20 protein-coding genes and 1 pseudogene are annotated in these 19,204 nt (G+C 38.6%); 17 read left to right on the forward strand and 4 right to left on the reverse strand.

What is annotated here, in order from left to right; all coding sequences use genetic code 11:
* Nucleotides 1-164: 164 nt before the first annotated feature.
* From CFPU101_RS01480 to uvrC, 7 genes and pseudogenes are all read left to right on the forward strand, one after another.
* A complete protein-coding gene (locus CFPU101_RS01480; RefSeq protein ID WP_206813560.1) occupies nt 165-530 on the forward strand; it encodes a ferredoxin-thioredoxin reductase catalytic domain-containing protein in 366 nt (121 codons plus the stop codon).
* Between the two features lie 5 nt (nt 531-535).
* On the forward strand, nt 536-946 hold the full coding sequence (locus tag CFPU101_RS01485; protein WP_206813561.1) for a DUF309 domain-containing protein: 411 nt from the start codon (nt 536-538) through the stop codon (nt 944-946).
* A gap of 47 nt (nt 947-993) precedes the next feature.
* Entirely contained in the window at nt 994-1,446 is a 453-nt protein-coding gene (locus CFPU101_RS01490) for an LptA/OstA family protein (RefSeq protein WP_206813562.1), read from the forward strand.
* Between the two features lie 62 nt (nt 1,447-1,508).
* On the forward strand, nt 1,509-2,237 hold the full coding sequence (gene lptB, locus CFPU101_RS01495; protein ID WP_206813563.1) for an LPS export ABC transporter ATP-binding protein: 729 nt from the start codon (nt 1,509-1,511) through the stop codon (nt 2,235-2,237).
* Between the two features lie 175 nt (nt 2,238-2,412).
* Nucleotides 2,413-3,575 (forward strand): annotated as a pseudogene (locus CFPU101_RS01500) (LptF/LptG family permease).
* A 64-nt stretch (nt 3,576-3,639) separates the two neighbouring features.
* The gene (locus CFPU101_RS01505) at nt 3,640-4,521 is read left to right on the forward strand and encodes a hypothetical protein (protein WP_206813564.1); all 882 of its coding nucleotides are present in this window, start codon (nt 3,640-3,642) and stop codon (nt 4,519-4,521) included.
* 82 nt (nt 4,522-4,603) lie between these two features.
* Entirely contained in the window at nt 4,604-6,496 is a 1,893-nt protein-coding gene (uvrC, locus tag CFPU101_RS01510) for an excinuclease ABC subunit UvrC (RefSeq protein WP_206813565.1), read from the forward strand.
* A 26-nt stretch (nt 6,497-6,522) separates the two neighbouring features.
* Here the strand turns inward: uvrC and CFPU101_RS01515 are convergent, their stop codons facing one another.
* Nucleotides 6,523-7,128: a VWA domain-containing protein gene (locus CFPU101_RS01515; protein ID WP_206813748.1), complete on the reverse strand. Its 606-nt coding sequence runs from the start codon at nt 7,126-7,128 to the stop codon at nt 6,523-6,525.
* A gap of 177 nt (nt 7,129-7,305) precedes the next feature.
* On the opposite strand from CFPU101_RS01515, the gene recR reads away from it, so the two are divergent.
* The 5 genes from recR to CFPU101_RS01535 are packed head-to-tail and all read left to right on the forward strand — an operon-like array spanning nt 7,306 to nt 8,928.
* Nucleotides 7,306-7,899 (forward strand): recombination mediator RecR, encoded by a 594-nt coding sequence (gene recR, locus CFPU101_RS01520; RefSeq protein WP_206813749.1) that lies wholly within the window; start codon nt 7,306-7,308, stop codon nt 7,897-7,899.
* Nucleotides 7,900-7,915: 16 nt separating this feature from the next.
* Entirely contained in the window at nt 7,916-8,194 is a 279-nt protein-coding gene (locus tag CFPU101_RS01525; protein ID WP_206813566.1) for a hypothetical protein, read from the forward strand.
* Nucleotides 8,191-8,430, forward strand: a complete 240-nt coding sequence (locus tag CFPU101_RS25325; protein ID WP_242577710.1) for a hypothetical protein — start codon at nt 8,191-8,193, stop codon at nt 8,428-8,430. The genes CFPU101_RS01525 and CFPU101_RS25325 overlap by 4 nt, the downstream gene beginning before the upstream one ends.
* Before the next feature lie 2 nt (nt 8,431-8,432).
* Nucleotides 8,433-8,606, forward strand: coding sequence for a hypothetical protein (locus CFPU101_RS25330; protein ID WP_242577711.1), 174 nt, complete (start codon nt 8,433-8,435; stop codon nt 8,604-8,606).
* Between the two features lie 28 nt (nt 8,607-8,634).
* Nucleotides 8,635-8,928 carry a DUF3593 domain-containing protein gene (locus CFPU101_RS01535; RefSeq protein WP_206813567.1) on the forward strand — a complete coding sequence of 98 codons (294 nt, stop codon included), beginning with the start codon at nt 8,635-8,637 and terminating at the stop codon, nt 8,926-8,928.
* Here CFPU101_RS01535 and CFPU101_RS01540 read toward each other — a convergent pair.
* From CFPU101_RS01540 to CFPU101_RS01550, 3 genes are all read right to left on the reverse strand, one after another.
* Nucleotides 8,909-10,174, reverse strand: coding sequence for an FAD-binding oxidoreductase (locus CFPU101_RS01540; protein ID WP_206813568.1), 1,266 nt, complete (start codon nt 10,172-10,174; stop codon nt 8,909-8,911). The two genes, CFPU101_RS01535 and CFPU101_RS01540, sit on opposite strands and share 20 nt — an antisense overlap.
* 67 nt (nt 10,175-10,241) lie before the next feature.
* Nucleotides 10,242-11,723: a glycolate oxidase subunit GlcD gene (glcD, locus tag CFPU101_RS01545; RefSeq protein WP_206813569.1), complete on the reverse strand. Its 1,482-nt coding sequence runs from the start codon at nt 11,721-11,723 to the stop codon at nt 10,242-10,244.
* A 241-nt stretch (nt 11,724-11,964) separates the two neighbouring features.
* The gene (locus tag CFPU101_RS01550; RefSeq protein ID WP_206813570.1) at nt 11,965-12,360 is read right to left on the reverse strand and encodes an AbrB family transcriptional regulator; all 396 of its coding nucleotides are present in this window, start codon (nt 12,358-12,360) and stop codon (nt 11,965-11,967) included.
* Nucleotides 12,361-13,124: 764 nt separating this feature from the next.
* On the opposite strand from CFPU101_RS01550, the gene CFPU101_RS01555 reads away from it, so the two are divergent.
* From CFPU101_RS01555 to CFPU101_RS01575, 5 genes are all read left to right on the forward strand, one after another.
* Nucleotides 13,125-14,168 carry an adenosine deaminase gene (locus tag CFPU101_RS01555; RefSeq protein WP_206813571.1) on the forward strand — a complete coding sequence of 348 codons (1,044 nt, stop codon included), beginning with the start codon at nt 13,125-13,127 and terminating at the stop codon, nt 14,166-14,168.
* Nucleotides 14,169-14,348: 180 nt separating this feature from the next.
* Nucleotides 14,349-16,268: a transketolase C-terminal domain-containing protein gene (locus CFPU101_RS01560; protein WP_206813572.1), complete on the forward strand. Its 1,920-nt coding sequence runs from the start codon at nt 14,349-14,351 to the stop codon at nt 16,266-16,268.
* An 812-nt stretch (nt 16,269-17,080) separates the two neighbouring features.
* The gene (locus CFPU101_RS01565) at nt 17,081-18,187 is read left to right on the forward strand and encodes a polysaccharide pyruvyl transferase family protein (protein ID WP_206813573.1); all 1,107 of its coding nucleotides are present in this window, start codon (nt 17,081-17,083) and stop codon (nt 18,185-18,187) included.
* Nucleotides 18,188-18,244: 57 nt separating this feature from the next.
* Nucleotides 18,245-18,433: a hypothetical protein gene (locus tag CFPU101_RS01570; RefSeq protein WP_206813574.1), complete on the forward strand. Its 189-nt coding sequence runs from the start codon at nt 18,245-18,247 to the stop codon at nt 18,431-18,433.
* Nucleotides 18,434-18,503: 70 nt separating this feature from the next.
* A complete protein-coding gene (locus CFPU101_RS01575; protein WP_206813575.1) occupies nt 18,504-19,196 on the forward strand; it encodes a DJ-1/PfpI family protein in 693 nt (230 codons plus the stop codon).
* The last annotated feature ends 8 nt before the right edge of the window (nt 19,197-19,204 follow it).

Below are 19,204 nucleotides of genomic sequence, written 5' to 3' on the forward strand. Positions count from 1 at the left end.
GGCAACGGGTTTAATTTTTTACTTCCTTAAATAGATAGATTCCCAAGGTCATCCCAATAATAGATTTTTAACAATGTATCCAATTAAGCTTTTTCCGTTAAACGATTCCAATGATCGCTAAAATAGGCAAATAACTAAAAAATAAACAGAGCCTAAATTAAGTCATGACCGTAGCTAACACTGAGTCCACAGAACAAGATAAAATGCTTGAGGCGATGAAAAACTTTGCGGAACAATACGCCAAGCGAACTAATACCTATTTTTGCAGTGAACCGTCTGTAACCGCAGTTGTTATCGAAGGATTAGCCAAACACAAAGAGGAACTTGGCGCACCTCTGTGTCCCTGTCGTCACTATGAAGACAAAGAAGCAGAAGTCAAAAATACCTTTTGGAATTGTCCCTGTGTTCCAATGCGCGAACGAAAAGAATGTCACTGTATGTTGTTTATTACTCCCGATAATGAATTTGCAGGAGATCAGCAAGAAATTTCTTTAGACTATATTAAAGAAGTTAGAGCCAGTATGGCTTAAGCGCAATGCAAGAATCATTTGATTCGGTTCCTCAAGCATTTTGGCAAGGCGTAGATGAATTTAATCAACATGAATTTTATGCCTGCCATGATACCCTTGAGGCTTTATGGATGGAAGCCCCAGAACCGAATAAACGTTTTTACCAAGGTGTACTCCAAATCGCGGTAGGCTGTTATCATTTGGGAAATCATAACGGGCGAGGAGCCATGATTTTATTAGGGGAAGGGATAAAACGGCTTAAAGATTACCTTCCCATTTATGAAGAGATAGATGTAACTCAGTTGCTAGAAGAAAGTAGCGAATTATTAAGCCTTGTCCAACAAACCGACCCTAACGAACTCACGTTCTTAGTACAACAGTTAGATGAAAATGTTTTTTCTTGGCCCAGAATCATCTCTATCGAACAAAACGTCTAACATATGTCTTTAGAACAAATTATAAAAAAAGTTATTTTGATGAGCCAATGATGATCAATCCACGTACCTGGACGCTCGGTTTAATGACTGGACTACTTACCCTGCCTGGAATGGCGATCAATGTAGCCGTTGCTCAAACTCCCCAAGTTACAGGAGGGGCTTTAACAGTCCGTTCTGATATTCAAGAAGCTAACTCACAAACGGGAGTTGTTACGGCTAGGGGAAATGTACAGGTTTTTTATCCCGCCCGCAAAATTCAAGCAACATCCGCCCAAGCTCAATATTTTAGTAAAGAACGCCGTTTAGTTCTCAGTGGTAATGTTTATGTACTACAAGAAGGGAATAGTATGCGAGCAGAAACCATGACTTATTTAGTTGATGAAGGGCGTTTTATTGCCACACCACAATCTAATCAACAAGTAGAGTCAATTTATATTGTCACCGAATCACAGCAATCCTCAGCCGCCCCTAATACGTCTCCAACGAATAGAAGACCTTAAATGATAATATCTAATGTTTAAGGCGGGTATACGTGATCACTTTATAATCTAAAACTGATATCGTGACTTTATTTCTTGATAACATTCATAAATCTTATGGTAAGCGAACCGTCGTCAACCGAGTTAGTATTACAGTTGCTCCAGGAGAGATTGTTGGACTATTAGGCCCGAATGGTGCAGGGAAAACGACAACTTTTTATATTGCCACTGGTTTAATTAAACCCAATCAAGGTAGAGTGTTGTTTGATCAGCGCGAGATTACGAGTTTATCTTTAAACCAACGCGCTCGTCTAGGAATTGGCTATCTGACTCAGCAGGCAAGCATTTTTCGTTATTTGTCTGTCGGCGAAAATATTGAACTAGCTCTCGAACAGTCTCACGTTCCCTATCCGATTAGAACAAGCAAACTACAAAATTTATTAAAAGAATTTCGCTTAGAGAAAATTTCGCGTACCAAAGGGGCTTATGTCTCTGGGGGAGAACGCCGACGCACTGAACTTGCCAGAGCTTTAGCAGTTGGGGTTAATGGGCCTAAATTTTTACTGCTTGATGAACCGTTTGCGGGAGTCGATCCCATTGCTGTTGCTGAAATTCAAGCCATAATTGCGAATTTGCGCGATCGCAAAATAGGGATCTTAATTACTGACCATAACGTCAGAGAAACACTAGCAATTACTAATCGAGCTTATATCATGCGAGAAGGACAAATCTTAGCATCGGGTAGTCCAGACGAATTGTATTCTAATCCCTTGGTTCGTCAATACTACTTAGGGGATAAATTTTATGTTTAGATTGCTTGAGCAAGTGCTTTCTACAATCTAAAAACTGTTTTTTATTGTTCTTTCTTAATGAGGATCATTAAAAACAAACTTAATTACACTTTAGATCTACTTACTTTAGAAATTTATGATTTAATTTTAAAATTATTTGGCTCTATTATCAGATCACTATCATCGCTATTCTACAATGAAAATAGGACGTTTTTACTCTTTTTTAAGGACTATTCCAGGTTTTTCTCTGCTAGATCGCTATATATTCTTGGAATTATTGTTACCGCTTTTGTTTGGCATGGGGTTATTTACGTCCCTTGGTATTGCGATCGGGACTTTATTCGATCTAGTGCGTCGTATTACTGAAATGGGGCTTCCCATCACGATTGCTTTACAAATTCTTTTCCTGAGAATGCCAGAGTTTATCGTTTTGGCTTTTCCGATGTCCATGCTCTTATCGACTTTGATGGCGTTAGTCGTTTATCGAGTGATAGTGAATTAATAGCCCTACGAAGTATTGGAATTAATGTTTATCGTTTAATTGTTCCTGCGGTTATTCTCAGTATTATAGTAACGGGTTTAACCTTCACCTTTCATAATTATATTGCCCCCGCCTCGACTTATCAGGCGACGGTTACTTTAGCCAAAGCCCTCAAAAGAGAAAAACTCCCTTTTGATAACGATAATATTATTTATCCTGAATATACTCAGATTAAAACAGATGATGGAGGAACTAGAACAGTTTTACTACGTTTGTTTTATGCCGAAGAATTTGATGGGCGACAGATGAAACGATTAACCATTTTAGATCGTTCTCAACCTGACATTAATCAAATTATTACCTCACAATCGGCGGTCTGGAATCTCGATAACAATAAATGGGATTTTTATAACGGTACGATTTATTTAATTTCACCTGATGGGGATTATCGTAATATTGTCCGTTTCGACCATCAAGAATTATCCTTGCCTCGCGCTCCTTTAGATATTGCCAACCGAGGGCGAGATGCAACGGAAATGAATATACAACAAGCTAGAGAGTATTTAAAAATCGTACAGTTAAGCGGAAATGAAGTAAAAGCGCGAAAATTAGAAGTACGAATTCAAGAAAAAATTGCCCTTCCCTTTGTTTGTATTGTTTTTGCTCTGATTGGCGCATCGATGGGAGTACGTCCACAAAATACCAATAGAGCGACCAGTTTTGGCATCTGTGTTGTCTTAATTTTTTCTTATTATTTGCTGTCATTTATTAGTAGTTCTTTTGGCGTTTGGGGGGTACTAACACCTCTGATGGCTGCTTGGTTGCCCAATACATTAGGATTAATAGCAGGGATTTTACTACTGGTGCGATCGGCTTAAAATAGTTGATGATTTCTAGTTTAGGATTTAGGATAAGCTTAAAGTCATAAACGGGTTGGTATATATGAATAATTCTGAAAATAATTCCTCAATGCGTTACTTACTAGCTCGTCTTAAACCTTTTGGGCGATTAGCTTTTTGGGGCCCGTTGGGTTTGCTTTCCCTTGGTTTAATTTTCTATTGGCAATATCAACAACATCCTGAATGGTTAATTCAGATTACTGACCAACCCGAAACACTTGATAGTTATTTTCGTTCGCCATCGGTTCCTGTAGCTCAACCTAACGTAGCTCAACCCGATGCTCAAACCCCTCAAACTGGTACAAATAATCCTAATGATGGAAATTGGGCGACTGAATGGAAAAAAGGACTGACTCAAGAGCAAGTGATGCCTTATTCTCTAAACAATTCAAAAAACTTAAATAAAATTAATAATCCTTCACAGATACAGAACAATCAGTCTTCTTCGAGTCTATTTAGACCCTTACTTCCCCCAGTCAGGTCAAATAATCAACCAGCTACCTCAATTAGACCCTATCAGGTACCGACTGCTCCGACTGCATCAGAGAATTATTTAAAAACAGCAGTTGATCAGATTCCGAGGAGTAATTCATCTAGCTATTACAATACCAATGTTGCACCCGTTAATTCAGGTCAACCTCCTTATAATCCATATCCATCTTATTCAGGGGTCAATCAGCCAGTTAATCCAACAGTCAATGGTGATCAACCTCCTACGGGCTATGCTGCACCTCCAACTGCGGCTCCAAGTTATCAACCTCCCAGTTATGGCTCAACCTACGCTAGACCCATTCCTCCACAACCGTATGTTCCTCCAACTGCTTCTCAGCAACCGTATAATCCCTCTGGTGTGGCAATTCAACGAAATATAACCCAAAATGGTTATCAAGTTCAACCGTCGATTAGTAATTCGGGGAGATTTTAAAGCGACTTAAATCATCATTTTTGTTTGGGGGTTTGGTTTAGCCACGCCCCCTTCCTTTATGAAAATTTATTAAAATAAAGATATGAATCGTAAAAGTTTAGCTTTAGAAAGTAGTCTCATTCGAGATCCTGAACGCTTAGAGAGCCGATTAAAAGAAATCCCTACAGAATCGGGCGTTTATCTAATGCGCGACCAAAGCGGCGATATTCTTTATATTGGCAAATCCAAAAAATTACGATCGCGGGTTCGTTCCTATTTCCGTCCCGCTCAACCTCTTAGCCCTCGTATTGCCATGATGGTACAGCAAGTGGTTGAGATAGAATTTATTGTCACCGATACGGAGGCTGAAGCCCTCGCCCTTGAAGCGAATCTGATCAAACAACATCAGCCCTATTTTAATGTCCTCCTTAAAGACGACAAAAAATATCCATACATTTGTATTACTTGGTCAGAACTTTATCCGCGAATCTTTATAACTCGTAAACGACGCACTGATAATGCTAGAGATCGCTATTATGGCCCCTACGTTGATACACGGCTACTGCGTCAAACCTTACAAATCATTAAGCGAATTTTTCCCCTCAAACAACGCCCAAAACCTCTTTTTAAAGACCGTCCTTGTTTAAATTATGATATTGGTCGCTGTCCTGGTGTTTGTCAATTATTAATTTCTTCGGAAGACTACCGCAAAACCGTTCAACAAGTGGCCATGATTTTCCAAGGTCGCAGCAGTGAATTAGAAGACAAACTGCAAACTCAAATGGACACGGCCGCCGAAAACCTTAATTTTGAACAAGCGGCAGCCCTACGAGATCAGATTAAAGCCTTAAAATCGCTCAACGCTGATCAAAAAGTGTCCTTAAGTGATGATACCGTTTCTAGAGATGCGATCGCTCTGGCTGCCGATGAGCAACATTGCTGTATTCAACTGTTTCAAGTCCGTGCAGGTCGGTTAGTCGGTCGCTTAGGGTTTTTCGCGGAAACTCAGTCGGGAACACCTGGAGCTATCTTAGAACGGGTACTGGAAGAACATTATATGATGGCAGAAGGGGTAGAAATTCCGACCGAGATTTTAGTACAGCACGAATTACCCGAAGGAGATATCTTAGCGACTTGGTTGAGTGAACGCAAAGGGCGTAAAGTACAGATTACTGCCCCTCAGCGACAAACCAAGGCAGAATTGTTAGAAATGGTGCAACGGAATGCTCAATATGAGTTAGAACGTACCCAACGTTTTGCCGAGCGTAACTTACAATCATTACAAGATTTAGCCGAAGTTCTGGATTTAAGTGATTTACCGCGACGGATTGAAGGATATGATATTTCCCATATCCAAGGTTCTAATGCGGTTGCTTCACAAGTCGTTTTTGTTGATGGTGTACCTGCGAAACAGCACTATCGTCATTACAAGATCAAAAATCCGCAAGTTAAAATCGGTCATTCTGATGACTTTGCGAGTATGGCTGAGGTGATTCGTCGTCGTTTTCGTCGCTATGCTGAAGATCCAACAATTCTAGATGATTTAGAAGAAAATGATGATTTTCCAGATTTAGTGATGATTGATGGAGGAAAAGGTCAATTGTCTTCTGTGGTCGAAGTTCTCCAAGACCTGAACTTGCTAGAACACGTTAAAGTCATTAGTTTGGCTAAACAAAAAGAAGAAATTTTCCTCCCTGGGGAATCTGAATCGTTAGCCACTGATGCCGAACAACCAGGGATACAATTATTACGACGTGTGAGAGATGAAGCGCACCGTTTTGCGATTACCTTCCATCGTCAACAGCGTCTGAAAAGTAGTAGACGTTCTCGTTTAGATGAAATCTCTGGATTAGGGTTCCAGCGTCAAAAACAACTCTTAGCGCATTTTCATTCGGTTGATTATATTCGTGAAGCTTCAGTGGAACAGTTACAAGAGGTTTCAGGAATTGGTGAACAGTTAGCCCAAGAAATTTACGATTATTTTCATCCTGCGTAGAGACGCGTCATAGCGCGTCTCTACGATTAATCTTGAATTGCATTGAGTAAGACTTCTGTTAGGGTCATATCTTCCATCTCATCAATCGTGATTGTGTCTACAATATCGAATTTAGCTCCTGCGGTTTCTAGTTGATCATCTAATGCGCGTAGAAACTCTGTTGCTTTACGATCTTTACCCACTTGAATCAGAGAAATTGCTAATTCATCATCTCGCTCCATTTGACGGGATGCTTCGATAATTTGGCGCATGACTGATTTACGATCGTCTGGTTCCCCATCTGTGATTACTAAGATTGTTTCTCCATTGGGTTTAGCGAGTCCTGCAACTTTGCGCTGAAAATAATTATCTAAAGCATCTTGTAAAACACTCGCTAGATCAGTACGTCCCATCGGTTCATTTTCTTGATACACTTGGGACACTTTATCTGAGGTGACATTATCATAACGTCTAAACCGACCTGAAAAAAGATAAACCGTAATGCCATCAGGATCGATTTCTTCGCACTTTCTGGCTAAAGCAAGGGTCGATTCTTGGGCGATCTCCCAACGGGTTTTTCCTCCGGGTTGATCGGATGTGGACATACTGCCACTTTTGTCAATGATTAAAGTATAATCCCGATCTTGTGCAATAGAACTTTCCGGCATGGATAATCGTTAAACCTCTGTTGTTGTTGGTAGTACCTCTATATTTCTAGGCTAATACGGACAACAGGAAACTAGGGCAAAAATTCCGAATTTTCTTAGAATTGTTTGAGTACAGAAGTACGGGATAAAATAAAATTAAGACAATTAAGAGGATGGTTTTCTATTTATACTCCACCGTTAGCCCGTTTAATCGAACAACTTCAAAAATTACCCGGTGTTGGGCCAAAAACCGCACAACGTTTAGCTCTACATATTCTAAAGCGATCGGATGCAGATGCTCAAGCTTTAGCTAAGGCGATTATTGACGCAAAAAAACAAGTTGGCTTTTGTAAGGTTTGCTATCACCTATCTGCTGAACCCGTGTGCGAAATTTGTCGTAATCAAAATCGTGAAAATCAAGTGATCTGTGTGGTTGCAGACTCTAGAGATGTTATTGCATTAGAGAAAACCCGCGAGTATCGAGGAAAATATCACGTTTTAGGGGGTGTTATTTCCCCAATGGATGGCATCGGGCCAGAACAATTAAATGTACAGGTTTTAGTTCAGCGCGTCAACCACGAAAAAACCAAAGAAGTCATTTTAGCCATTAGTCCGAGTGTGGAAGGAGAAACTACTACGCTTTATGTTGGAGGACTCCTAAAACCTTTTACAAAAGTGACTCGTATTGCTTTTGGTTTACCGATGGGTGGCGATTTAGAATATGCTGATGAAGTAACTCTTGCACGAGCTTTAGAAGGAAGACGAGAATTAGATTAGTAGAGGAGAAATGGTTATGACTACAGAAGAAATCCTTTTAGAAAAATGGCGTACTTTACCCAGTGAAAAACAACAAGAAGTTTTAGAGTTTGTCGATACTTTAGCTAAAAAAGAAGCAGATTTACACATTAAAGAAGCAGCATCACATGAAACAGTAAATTTTCAACCCAAAACGGAATTAGGAAAAAAATTATGGGAACTACGCCAAAAAGCCATAGCAGCAGGAAAAGTTAAATTCCTTGACTGGGATGGAATTGAACAAGAAATTGCTCAACGACGAGGCGAAATTGAGTGACAAGAATTATTAAAACTTATATTAATTCTGGTGTACTCATCGCAGTTTATCAAGGAAATAATAAAGTATCAATTAAAGCTGTTAATATTCTCGATGAAGAAAATCGACAATTAATTTCTAGTGATTTTGTTAAATTAGAAGTGTTATCCAAAGCACTTTATCACAGACAACAAGAAGAAATTCAATTTTATCAAGGTTTCTTTGCGTCATGCTCTGTGTGTGGGCAGATTATTTAACTTTGATTGTTAAATTAGCACAAAATATCGCTAGTCAATACGGATTAGGTGCCTTAGATGCGCTTCATGTCGCTAGTGCTATTTCTGTTTCTGCGGATGAACTGATTACAACTGAAAAGTTATCTAAACCAATTCATCAAGTTAGAGAAGTTCAAGTTATCTCTATTGCTGAATAGCTTTTTTAGAAAAAGGAAAATTAAGTTAATGCCATCTAAAGAAACGTTATTTGCTATTTCTTTGTTTCCCTATCTGGGTTTTTTGTGGTTTATCACTCGTTCGGGTAAAGCACCTCGTTTAGCTTTAATTGGATTTTATGTTTTATTAATTTTTGTTGCGGTGACGATTCCTGCGGGGATTTATGCAAAAATTCACTACGGCAAAGATTTAGCTAATGTCGATTGGTTACATGGTAGTGCAGAGTTCTTTCTAACCCTCTCTAATATTCTGGTTGTTTTAGGATTTCGAGAAGGGATTTTAGCTAAACAAAAAGGCGGTTAGGACTAAAAATCTGATTCGGGTCAAATTTCTGTTTAAGTTTTTGCATTATTTCTAAGGCATTACCGTTATATCCCCAAGGATCGATTTTTTCTTTAATGAGTTTAGCGGCTTCTAAAACACTGAGAAATCCTTGATGAGATTGACAAAGCGATCGCAATTCTTTAATTCCTTGTTTTTTAATAACTATTTTTCCTAAACCACTACTTAAATTAACCATTCCAGTACCGAATTCATTTACTTTAGTCAAAAACCGTATACTCTCACTTGGTGAAATTCCAATTTTACAAATCAAATCAGAATTATTCTTACCAACTTGAAGTTTTTCCCAAAGTTGTATTTCATCTAAATCCGAATAGATTTGACTTTGACAATTCTTAGGTTGCGCTAATTCCTTAACTTGTCTAATTTGTTCGCTAATACTTTCGCTAATACTCTGAAACCGAAGCAATATCCCCATTTCTTGCCCATTTCCTAAACTTTTTACTAATGAAGTGGATAAAATTTCGGCGGCGGTTGGGGTAACTCCAGACTGACGTAAGCTTTTTGCAACAACAGCAATTGAATCAGATTTTCCTGTGAGTAATAGAGTTTGAGACGCTTCTGGAATCGGATAGAGTCTAAAGGTCATTTCCGTAATAATGCCCAATGTTCCATATGACCCCGTAAATAATCGCATCATATCGTAGCCTGCGACGTTTTTAACCACTCTTCCGCCCCCTTTAGCGATTTTGCCATCATATCGCACAAAAGAAAGCCCTAAGACCATATCTCTGACCCCTCCGTAGCGTTGTCGCCAACTTCCTGTATCTGCTGTCGCCATAATTCCGCCAAGAGTTGCCTTATCGGGGTAAGCGGGGTCTATGGGTAAAAACTGCGAGTGAGGTTGTAAAATACTTTGCAATTGTTGGAGGGTAACGCCTGCTTCGACGGTAACCGTTAAATCACCCACCGCATGAGCAATAATATGATTGAGACGTTGGGTACTAATGACTAATTGCGGATTTTTGACCAGCCCTCCCCAAGTTAGTTTACTAGCATTGCCACAGGGTAAAATCGCTAACTGATTTTCGTTGGCGTATCGTACCACTTCGGCTAAAGCGTCTTGTGTGTGTGGAAAAATTAAATAACTCGGAGGAGTATCTGGTAGAGTGGCTTGTTCAACGGTTTCTCTCCAACTAGAATCGACTTTTTGCCAGGGAATAATTTCTGCATCAGTTTGAGGAAGCGAAGAAAGTTGAATCGTCATGGCTTTAAGTCTTTATAGGTTCACCCCATTTCAGCTTACTATAAATCCTGTTGCTCCCCCCATTCTTCTAAAATAATTCCGCTTCTTTAAATTCCTCCATCTTTCTCGCATTAGCCGCTTCTCCACAAGTACGCGGAGTAGGAAACATTTTACCCGGGTTGGCTAACCCTTTCGGATTGAAACAACTACGGATATACTGCATCGTTTCTAAATCAACCTCGTTAAACATTTCTGGCATATAACAATTCTTATCAACGCCGATACCATGTTCACCCGATAAACTACCACCCGCTTTCACACAAAGTTTGAGAATTTCGCCGCCTAATTCTTCGACTTCTTCCCATGCTCCTGCAATTTTATTATCGTAGAGAATTAGAGGATGTAAGTTACCGTCTCCTGCATGGAAAACATTGGCGACACGATAGCCATATTGTTCACTCAAACGATTGATTTGTTGTAGAACCTGTACGAGTTGAGTTCGCGGAATCACCCCATCTTGTACAAAATAATTCGCGCTGACTTTTCCTGCTGCTGCAAACGCTGCTTTACGTCCTTTCCATAATTTGTAACGTGTTTCGGCATCACTGGCAGAAGTAAGACTTCTTGCGCCATTTTTTGTGCAAATCTCAGCGACTCTTTTTTTATTCGCTTCTACTTCTACTGCTAACCCATCGAGTTCCACTAATAAAATTGAATCCGCATCTCTGGGATAACAACCCGTCGCTACGACATCTTCAACTGCATTGATGCTGAGATTATCCATGATTTCCATACCAGCAGGAATAATCCCCGCACTAATGATATCGGCGACGGACTGCCCTGCGGCTTCTATACTGGTAAAGTCAGCTAAGAGTACACAAATTGACTCTGGAACTTTAAGGATGCGGAGGGTGATTTCTGTAGCGATACCTAATGTACCTTCACTTCCCACAAATAATCCTGTTAAATCATATCCTGGCATTTCTTGAACAGGGCCACCAACATCAATAGTTGATCCATCGGGAATGACTAATTTAAGCCCTAAAACATGATTGGTTGTGACACCATATTTAAGACAGTGAACCCCGCCTGAATTTTCGGCAACATTTCCACCAATAGAACAAATGATCTGACTAGAAGGGTCTGGCGCATAATAAAATCCTGCACCACTTACCGCTTGCGTAACCCAATTATTGATGACTCCGGGCTGAACGATAACTCTTTGATTTTCTAAATCGACTTCCAAAATTTGTTTCATGCGGGCTGTTACAATCAAAACCCCATTTTCTAAGGGTAATGCGCCACCCGATAAACCTGTACCTGCACCTCTGGCGACCCAAGGAATTTCATTTTCATGACAGATTTTCACAATTGCGGCGACTTGTTCGGTTGTCCGAGGTAGAACAACTAAAGCAGGACGTTGACGATATCCTGTAATTCCGTCGCATTCATAGGTCAACAGTTCATCTTTGCGACGTACCACCCCATCTTTACCAACTACCGATTCTAATCGCCCAATAATCGAACGCCATTGAGCTTGGGGTGAGTTAAGAAGATTTCTCAGTAGCATGGTTTATCCTCTGAATTTTCTCAAATGATGAGCATTATTACCGATTAAAAGACAGTAAACCCTTAATAATACCATTGAATAAACCCAAGGGCCACCTTCAGGCTGACCAAAAAAGTCAGTTTTCTGAAATATGACCCTCACGGTTTGTAGATATATATAGATAAGAGTTAGAATTGGGGAAAATTGATTTTACTTGATTCGGTTAGACAAAGAGTACCAGTCTTTGAATAGCCGAGCTTTTTTATGCGGCTTCGTCGTCTACTTCCCCAGAGCCTTCAACCTGCTTGAGATGAATGTGCTTGTAACCTAACTTAATCTCAAACTCATCGCCTGGTTTTAAACCCATCTGTTCAGTGTAGGTAGAACCAATGACAATTTGTCCATTTTTATGAACACTAACGCGGAATGTAGGTTCACGACCGCGACCATCTTTGACTCCATCAGGATCAAGTGGAACACCTTTTGCTCCTAAAACAGCGTCATAGAAATCAGTTAAATTAACACGAGTTTGACCATCTTTTGTGACTGAGTAGTAACCACAGCGTTTTGCTGTTTCACGGCGAGGTAAGTGTGCAAGCTCTTTTACTTTTTGAAGTAAAGCTTTTCCTGTTAATGGACTCGTTGCGATGTCATTCATGACGTTTCAATTGTTCCTTGTATTTCACTAACTGTCAATTAGTTTTATTTTACCAATTGATCATATCAAAAATATAACCTGAATTTTAGCAACTGTCACAAAAAAATTTTATAATTTGATCACCTATAAAAAAAAATGGTAAATTTAACCTTCATGAGATTATCTTGAGTCTGTTGCATCTAAGCGATTAATTTAAGGGTATGTCTAGAGATGACCTTTACTGTAAACTAGAATTAAAATAAAGATCCGAAAGTCATGAACTGTTGTTCTTAAAGCTATGTCTATCAAAGGTTATACTTAATTTACTTATGGCTAGACTAGGTATTTATCTGATGCTGTGTTTTTGGGTTTTTCCCTTTGTTCTATAACCAGTGTGTACTCAATTGCGTTCTATCTACTTTCATCATCCTTGTTGTTACTCAGGTTTTCTATCCTTGCTATTTTCTGGTTTTGAGAAGTGCAGAAACATTCTTAGAGTCTAAGTTGTCGGTGTATTGGGTCAAGATGAGAGCCAGCTTTAGACATTGAGCAACCATCAGATAGTTTGATAACTTATTGCATTTTATTGTCCGTTTCCCACCATCTTCGCGCTAGATGTTTTAATCCTTCAAGACCAACTTTTTTCCCAATTGCTCCATTTGGTATATTTTTAGCAAAAATAGCTCATCCGTTCAACTGTCTTTTTAATGAACATTAATAACTCTTAACATTTTTTGATGTTTTTTCGTTATATTTGAAATAAAGCAAACGAGAGGGAGGTTACTGTGGCTTTGTACGCAGAATTACACCGTCATTTAGGTGGGTCAGTGGTGCCTCGGATTCTCTGGGGTTATTTTCAACGTTATCAATTAAATTTAGCGAAAGTGTATCCAGAATATTCGGCATTTGAAGAATATTATACACGCGAACGGAGTAGTTTAGATGAGTATTTAGAACTGCATACACTTGTCGAAAGCGTCCAAACTCCACAAGCTTTACCCTATTTTATCTGTCGTTTAATTCGAGGAGCCTATATTTTTGAAAATTTGGCTTACTTAGAATTACGTTATACGCCATATTATCGAACTTCTGAAACGTTAAGTCAATCAGAACGAATCGAACAAATGCCGATGATTGTTGAAATTGTTGGACAAGCATCGAAAGTTAAAGAATATCCAATTGTAACGAGTCAAATTTTGTGTATTCACTCTCGTTTACCCTATGAAGTGAATAAAGCGATCATCGATCTAGCCGCGCAAATGCGAGAATATGTGTGTGCGATCGATATTGCGGGGGGTGATGCCCATATTGCCGAACGTTTAGACGAATTTGTTGGATTATATCGTTATGCGCGATCGCTTGGACTCAAAACAACAGGTCATCTTTATGAAACCACCAATGGTTGTTACCCCGAACTCTTACCCTATCTAATGCGTATTGGACATGGGATTCAAATTCCCCTAAAATATCCTGAACTCTTAAAAGAAGTCGCGCAACTTAATCAATGTTTAGAAGTATGTCCGACAACTTATCTTAAAACAGGAACCTTAGAGAACATTTCTGATCTTAAAACGGTTTTTGATCGTTGTTTTGACGCGGGTGTAGATATCGCCATCTGTACCGACAATGCGGGACTCCATAACGTTCGTCTTCCCTTTGAGTACGAAAACCTTTTAACTCATAACGTAATTGACTTTCAACAACTTGAAGCGTGTCAAGATGCAGCATTTCATCATGCCTTTGCTTGGCCCTATGGTAAACGTCCTGCGTCGATGTTGTCTGGTTTATTGCAAAAACCCCAAGAAAAAGAATTATTATCTTTCTCATAAACTCTTAAACCACTCTTAGTCGACATTTAAGTCAAAACTGATCAACGATTGACTTAGAACAGCTTGTCCTGATGACAGACTGTTCATGTTAAATTTTATGGAAGATTAGAAAAATGACTAAATTATTAGTCGCAACCCGCTAAAAGAAAGCAGTTATCTAAAAATTAGGACGATTGAGTGATGACCGTAGCACAAGAACCCGTAACTTTTCCAATAGACTTAAGTGCGTATAAACAGATTAAATTAGATCCGAACAGTTCTACTTTAACTGACGCTCAAAAAGTTGATCTCAAGGCAAATATCCAACTTTGTCGGGATGCGATCGTATTTTTTACCGCCACAGGTGCGGCTAGAGGCGTAGGCGGTCATACTGGCGGGCCTTATGATACTGTACCTGAAGTGGTAATTCTCGATGCACTGTTTAGAGGTAGTCCCGACCAATTTGTGCAGACTTTCTTTGATGAAGCAGGACACCGCGTAGCTACACAATACTTAATGTCCGTCCTTAAAGGTCATCTAAATGCCGAACAACTGATGCACTATCGGGAAGCCAATTCTACCCTACCAGGACATCCAGAACTCGGTTTAACCAAAGGCGTTCAATTTAGTTCAGGTCGTTTGGGTCATATGTGGCCCTATGTTAATGGTGTTGCTTTTGCTAACCCCACTAAAACCGTTTTCTGTCTCGGTTCTGACGGTTCTCAACAAGAAGGAAACGATGCAGAAGCGGCCCGTATGGCCGTTGCTCACGGACTAAATGTTAAATTACTGATCGATGATAATGATGTTACAATTGCGGGTCATCCCTCTGGCTATCTGCCAGGTTACGACCTGAAAAAAACCCTTGGTGGTCATGGACTAACCGTTCTAGAAGGCGATGGCGAAGACCTAGACGACCTCTACAGCCGTATTATTCAAGCCATTAATACCCCCGGCCCTGTTGCTGTCATTAACAAGCGTAAAATGTGTGTCGGGATCGAAGGATTAGAAGGCTCGACCCATGGACATGATGTCATTTCTGTCAAGCTTGCTCTACCCTATCTTGAATCTCGCGGTTTAACGGCGGCGGTGGATGTTCTGCGATCGATTTCTACCCCTAAAAATAATTATACATTTATGGGTTCGGGCGATAACTGGGGATCTAACCGTAACGTCTTCGGTGATGCAGTAGTTGCTATTCTAGGTCGCATGAGTCCTGAAGATCGTAAGAAGAACGTTTTAGTGATTGATAGTGACTTAGAAGGTTCTTGCGGTTTAAATAAGATTCACGCGGCAAACCCCGAAATCTTCGTTAGTGGCGGAATTATGGAACGAGGAAACCTATCTGCTGCTGCGGGTTTTGGTATGGAAGAAGGCAAACAGGGAATTTTTGCCACCTTTAGCGCGTTTTTAGAGATGTGTATTTCCGAAATTACGATGGCGCGGTTAAACTTCTCTAACCTGTTGTGTCATTTCTCCCATGCAGGTATCGATGATATGGCTGATAATACCTGTCACTTCGGTATCAATAATATGTTTGCCGATAACGGGTTAGATGATGGTTATCCAACTCGTTTGTATTTTCCGGCTGATGCTGCACAAATGACAGCTGTTGTTGAAGCTGTTTTCACCAACCCCGGTTTACGGTTTATCTTCTCGACTCGTTCCAAAACTCCCAACATTTTGAAGGAAGATGGTACACCTTTTTATGGTGAAGGTTATACTTTTGTTCCTGGAAAAGATGAAGTCATCCGCAAAGGAAGCGCAGGCTATATCGTTAGTTTTGGTGATTCTTTATACCGTTCCTTGGATGCGGTTGAACGGTTAAAACAAGAAGGTATTGATGTCGGTTTAATCAATAAACCCACGCTAAATATGATTGATGAAGAAACGATGGCCAAAATTGGTAAATCGCCTTTCGTTATTGTAACTGAAGCCTTCAACCGTCGGACGGGTCTAGGTTCGCGTATGGGGTCTTGGTTACTCGAACGGGGTTACACACCAAAATATGCTTATCTAGGTACCCATCAGGAAGGTTGCGGCGGTCTTTGGGAACAATATCCCCATCAAGGAATTGACCCAGAAGGCATCATGAAGAAAGTTAAAGAGTTAATGGGATAGAATATTACTAAGGCCTCGAAAGATTTTTCGGGGTCTTTTTAAAACGGAGTGGACATCATTTGATTAGTTAGTTTTACTGTTGTAAACAATTTTCTTATTTCAGTTCTTTAGCGATACTAGAACCTTTCCAAAATCTTTTTTGCACATAAGTTTTAAAATAAAAATAGTGTTGAATGAACAACATTTTTCGCTTTTAAAAAAATTTTTAACCAATTTTCGTAATAATCGAAAAAAATTTATCTATTGATTAGTTAAATGATCAAAACTAATTTTTTTACACTCTTCTATGGTTTTATCAAGAAGTTTAACCAATTTTTCATCAGGAACATAAAATTTGGTAATAACAAAAATTATATTTTATTATAAACCATAATTATTTAAAAATTAGCAAATAAAAAAATAATTATATTTTATTGTTTGAAAAAATAAATTTATAAAAGGTTAACAATACTCAAAAACATAAATAAAAACTATACATCAAAAATTTTGTTTGTATAATCAAAAATAATTATTGACAAAATAAAAATTATAAGTACACTGAAACAAAAATGAGTGATTCTAAAAGATGGCTAACTTAACTCGTACTGTAAAATAATATTATTTTTATGATATTGGTGAATAAAAGCATGAAATTTATGTTATCTAAAACTGTAAAACTTAAAAAGTTGTTTTTTAAAAAAAAGTAGAGTAATATAGATTTCATCAACAGATAAGAAGCATCAAAAAATAGGTAACAAATGCTATTCATTAATCTAGATTGAAGTCGTTTAAATAAATACTTTGTTGAAAAAAATTGAAAGGAAATAAAAAAAATGAATAACTTATCTAATTTAGCTGAATTAAAAAAGATTCAATTAGCTTTACATGAAAATTTAGAAAGTCTTACATCATTCAAAGACTGTGCAATAATAGATTGGCCCAAACATTATAATCTTGGCGATCATCTAATTTGGTTAGGCAATATTTTTTATTTAGCTAATACTGCACATTTCCGAATAAGTTATGCCACAAGCCTCGATAATTTCTCTGAAGCTGAACTTGAAAAAAAAGCTCCTCAAGCTCCTATTTTATTACACGGTGGCGGCAATTTTGGTGATTTTTGGCCCAGAAGTCAGAAATTTCGAGAAAAAATTATCTCAAAATATCATGATAGACCAATTGTGATCTTACCTCAATCTCTTTATTTTAAAGAACAGGAAAATCTTGAAAAAACGACCGCTATATTTAATCAGCATCCTAACTTAACTCTATTTCTTCGGGATGATTACAGTTATGAAATAGCCAAGCAATTTTTTACAAATTGTCGAGTTGCTAAAGCTCCTGATTTAGCTTTTGAATTAGTCGATATTCCTAATCGATCGCTTCCAATTAAACGTAATAACTCTATTCTCTATCTTTATCGAAAAGACCGAGAAAACAATACTGATTTTTCTCCCACTGCTTTAAATATTTCCAATTTAGTAGTAGAAGATTGGCGCTCTTATGACTGGATGACTGTATTACCTAAAGAATGGGTTTACATTCCTGGTTTAGTAAGATTAATTCGAGATGGTTGGCAAAGAGGTTTAAGTATTCCTCAAGAATGGTTATCTAGACAAAAATGGGAATTATTTCACCCATCTACTAAGTTATTTAGCAGTTTGGATAATTCCTCTATTCATCGTATGTCTTGGAGTATGATGCATACAGGAATTTACCAACTTAGTCAGTATAGCTTAGTCATTACTAATCGCCTTCATGTTCACATTTTATGTTCGCTTCTAGATATTCCACATATTTTTCTACCAGGTGCTTATTATAAAAATGAAGTGTTTTACAAGACTTGGACTTATCAATTGCCTCTTGTTCGGTTTGTCAAAAATCCCGCAGAAATTAAACCAGCTATAGATGAACTTAGAGATTATGTCGCAAATGGATAAAATAGCGAAGTATCGAATTTGGATGAAAATGATCTTTCTTATTTAAAGGGAATGAAAATGAATGAAATTAATTTTGAGACGATGAGTAGAGATGAGTTAGCACACTATATAGTAGCTCATCGAGATACTTCTGGCGCAAAAGAAGCACAAAGAGTTTTTATTCGTCGCATGGCAGAAAAAGCCCAAAAGCATGGAATTGATTTTTATTTGCCAAACAATCAGCTAAAAAAGTCATCTAATGGATGAATCCTTATTTTTTTTCTAATTGACCATTGAGCTTTATTATGATTTAAAAGTAGAATTTTCAGATAAGACAATGACTCAACAGAAAGTACAAATCGGATTTTTGATTTATCCAGATGTCGTTCAACTTGATGTGATGGCAGCGTATCAGGTACTTTCCTTTCCACCTGCTACACAAACTCATTTAATATGGAAAACGCCAGATCCTATTATCAGTAATGAAGGTTTAATCATCACGCCCACTACTACTTTAGAATATTGTCCGACACTTGATGTTATTTGTGTTCCTGGTGGTGGGATAGGACAGGTTAATGTGATCAAAGATGCAGAAATTTTAGTTTTTTTAGCGAAACAAGGCGAAACAGCACAGTATATCACCAGTGTTTGTACGGGTTCTCTGATTCTAGCGGCTGCGGGCTTACTTACAGGATATCAAGCAACCTGTCACTGGGCATTTAGAGAACAACTCGCTATGTTAGGGGTTGATGTCGCTAATCAAAGGGTTGTTGTCGATCGTAACCGAATTACAGGTGCAGGTGTCACATCAGGAATTGATTTCGGTTTGACTTTAATTAATCTCCTATTTGGGGAAGAAATGGCTAAATTAACTCAATTGATGTTGGAATATCATCCCAAACCCCCATTCAATGCAGGAACTCCCGAAACGGCAGGAGACGCAACTACACAACAGTTATTACAGTTCGGGAAACCTTTAGTAGATGCGTTTTTAGCACAAACTCAAGAAATAGCAAGCAAAAAATTTTGACAAAATCA

The organism is Chroococcus sp. FPU101 (assembly GCF_017312365.1).
Lineage (GTDB): Bacteria > Cyanobacteriota > Cyanobacteriia > Cyanobacteriales > Microcystaceae > Chroococcus.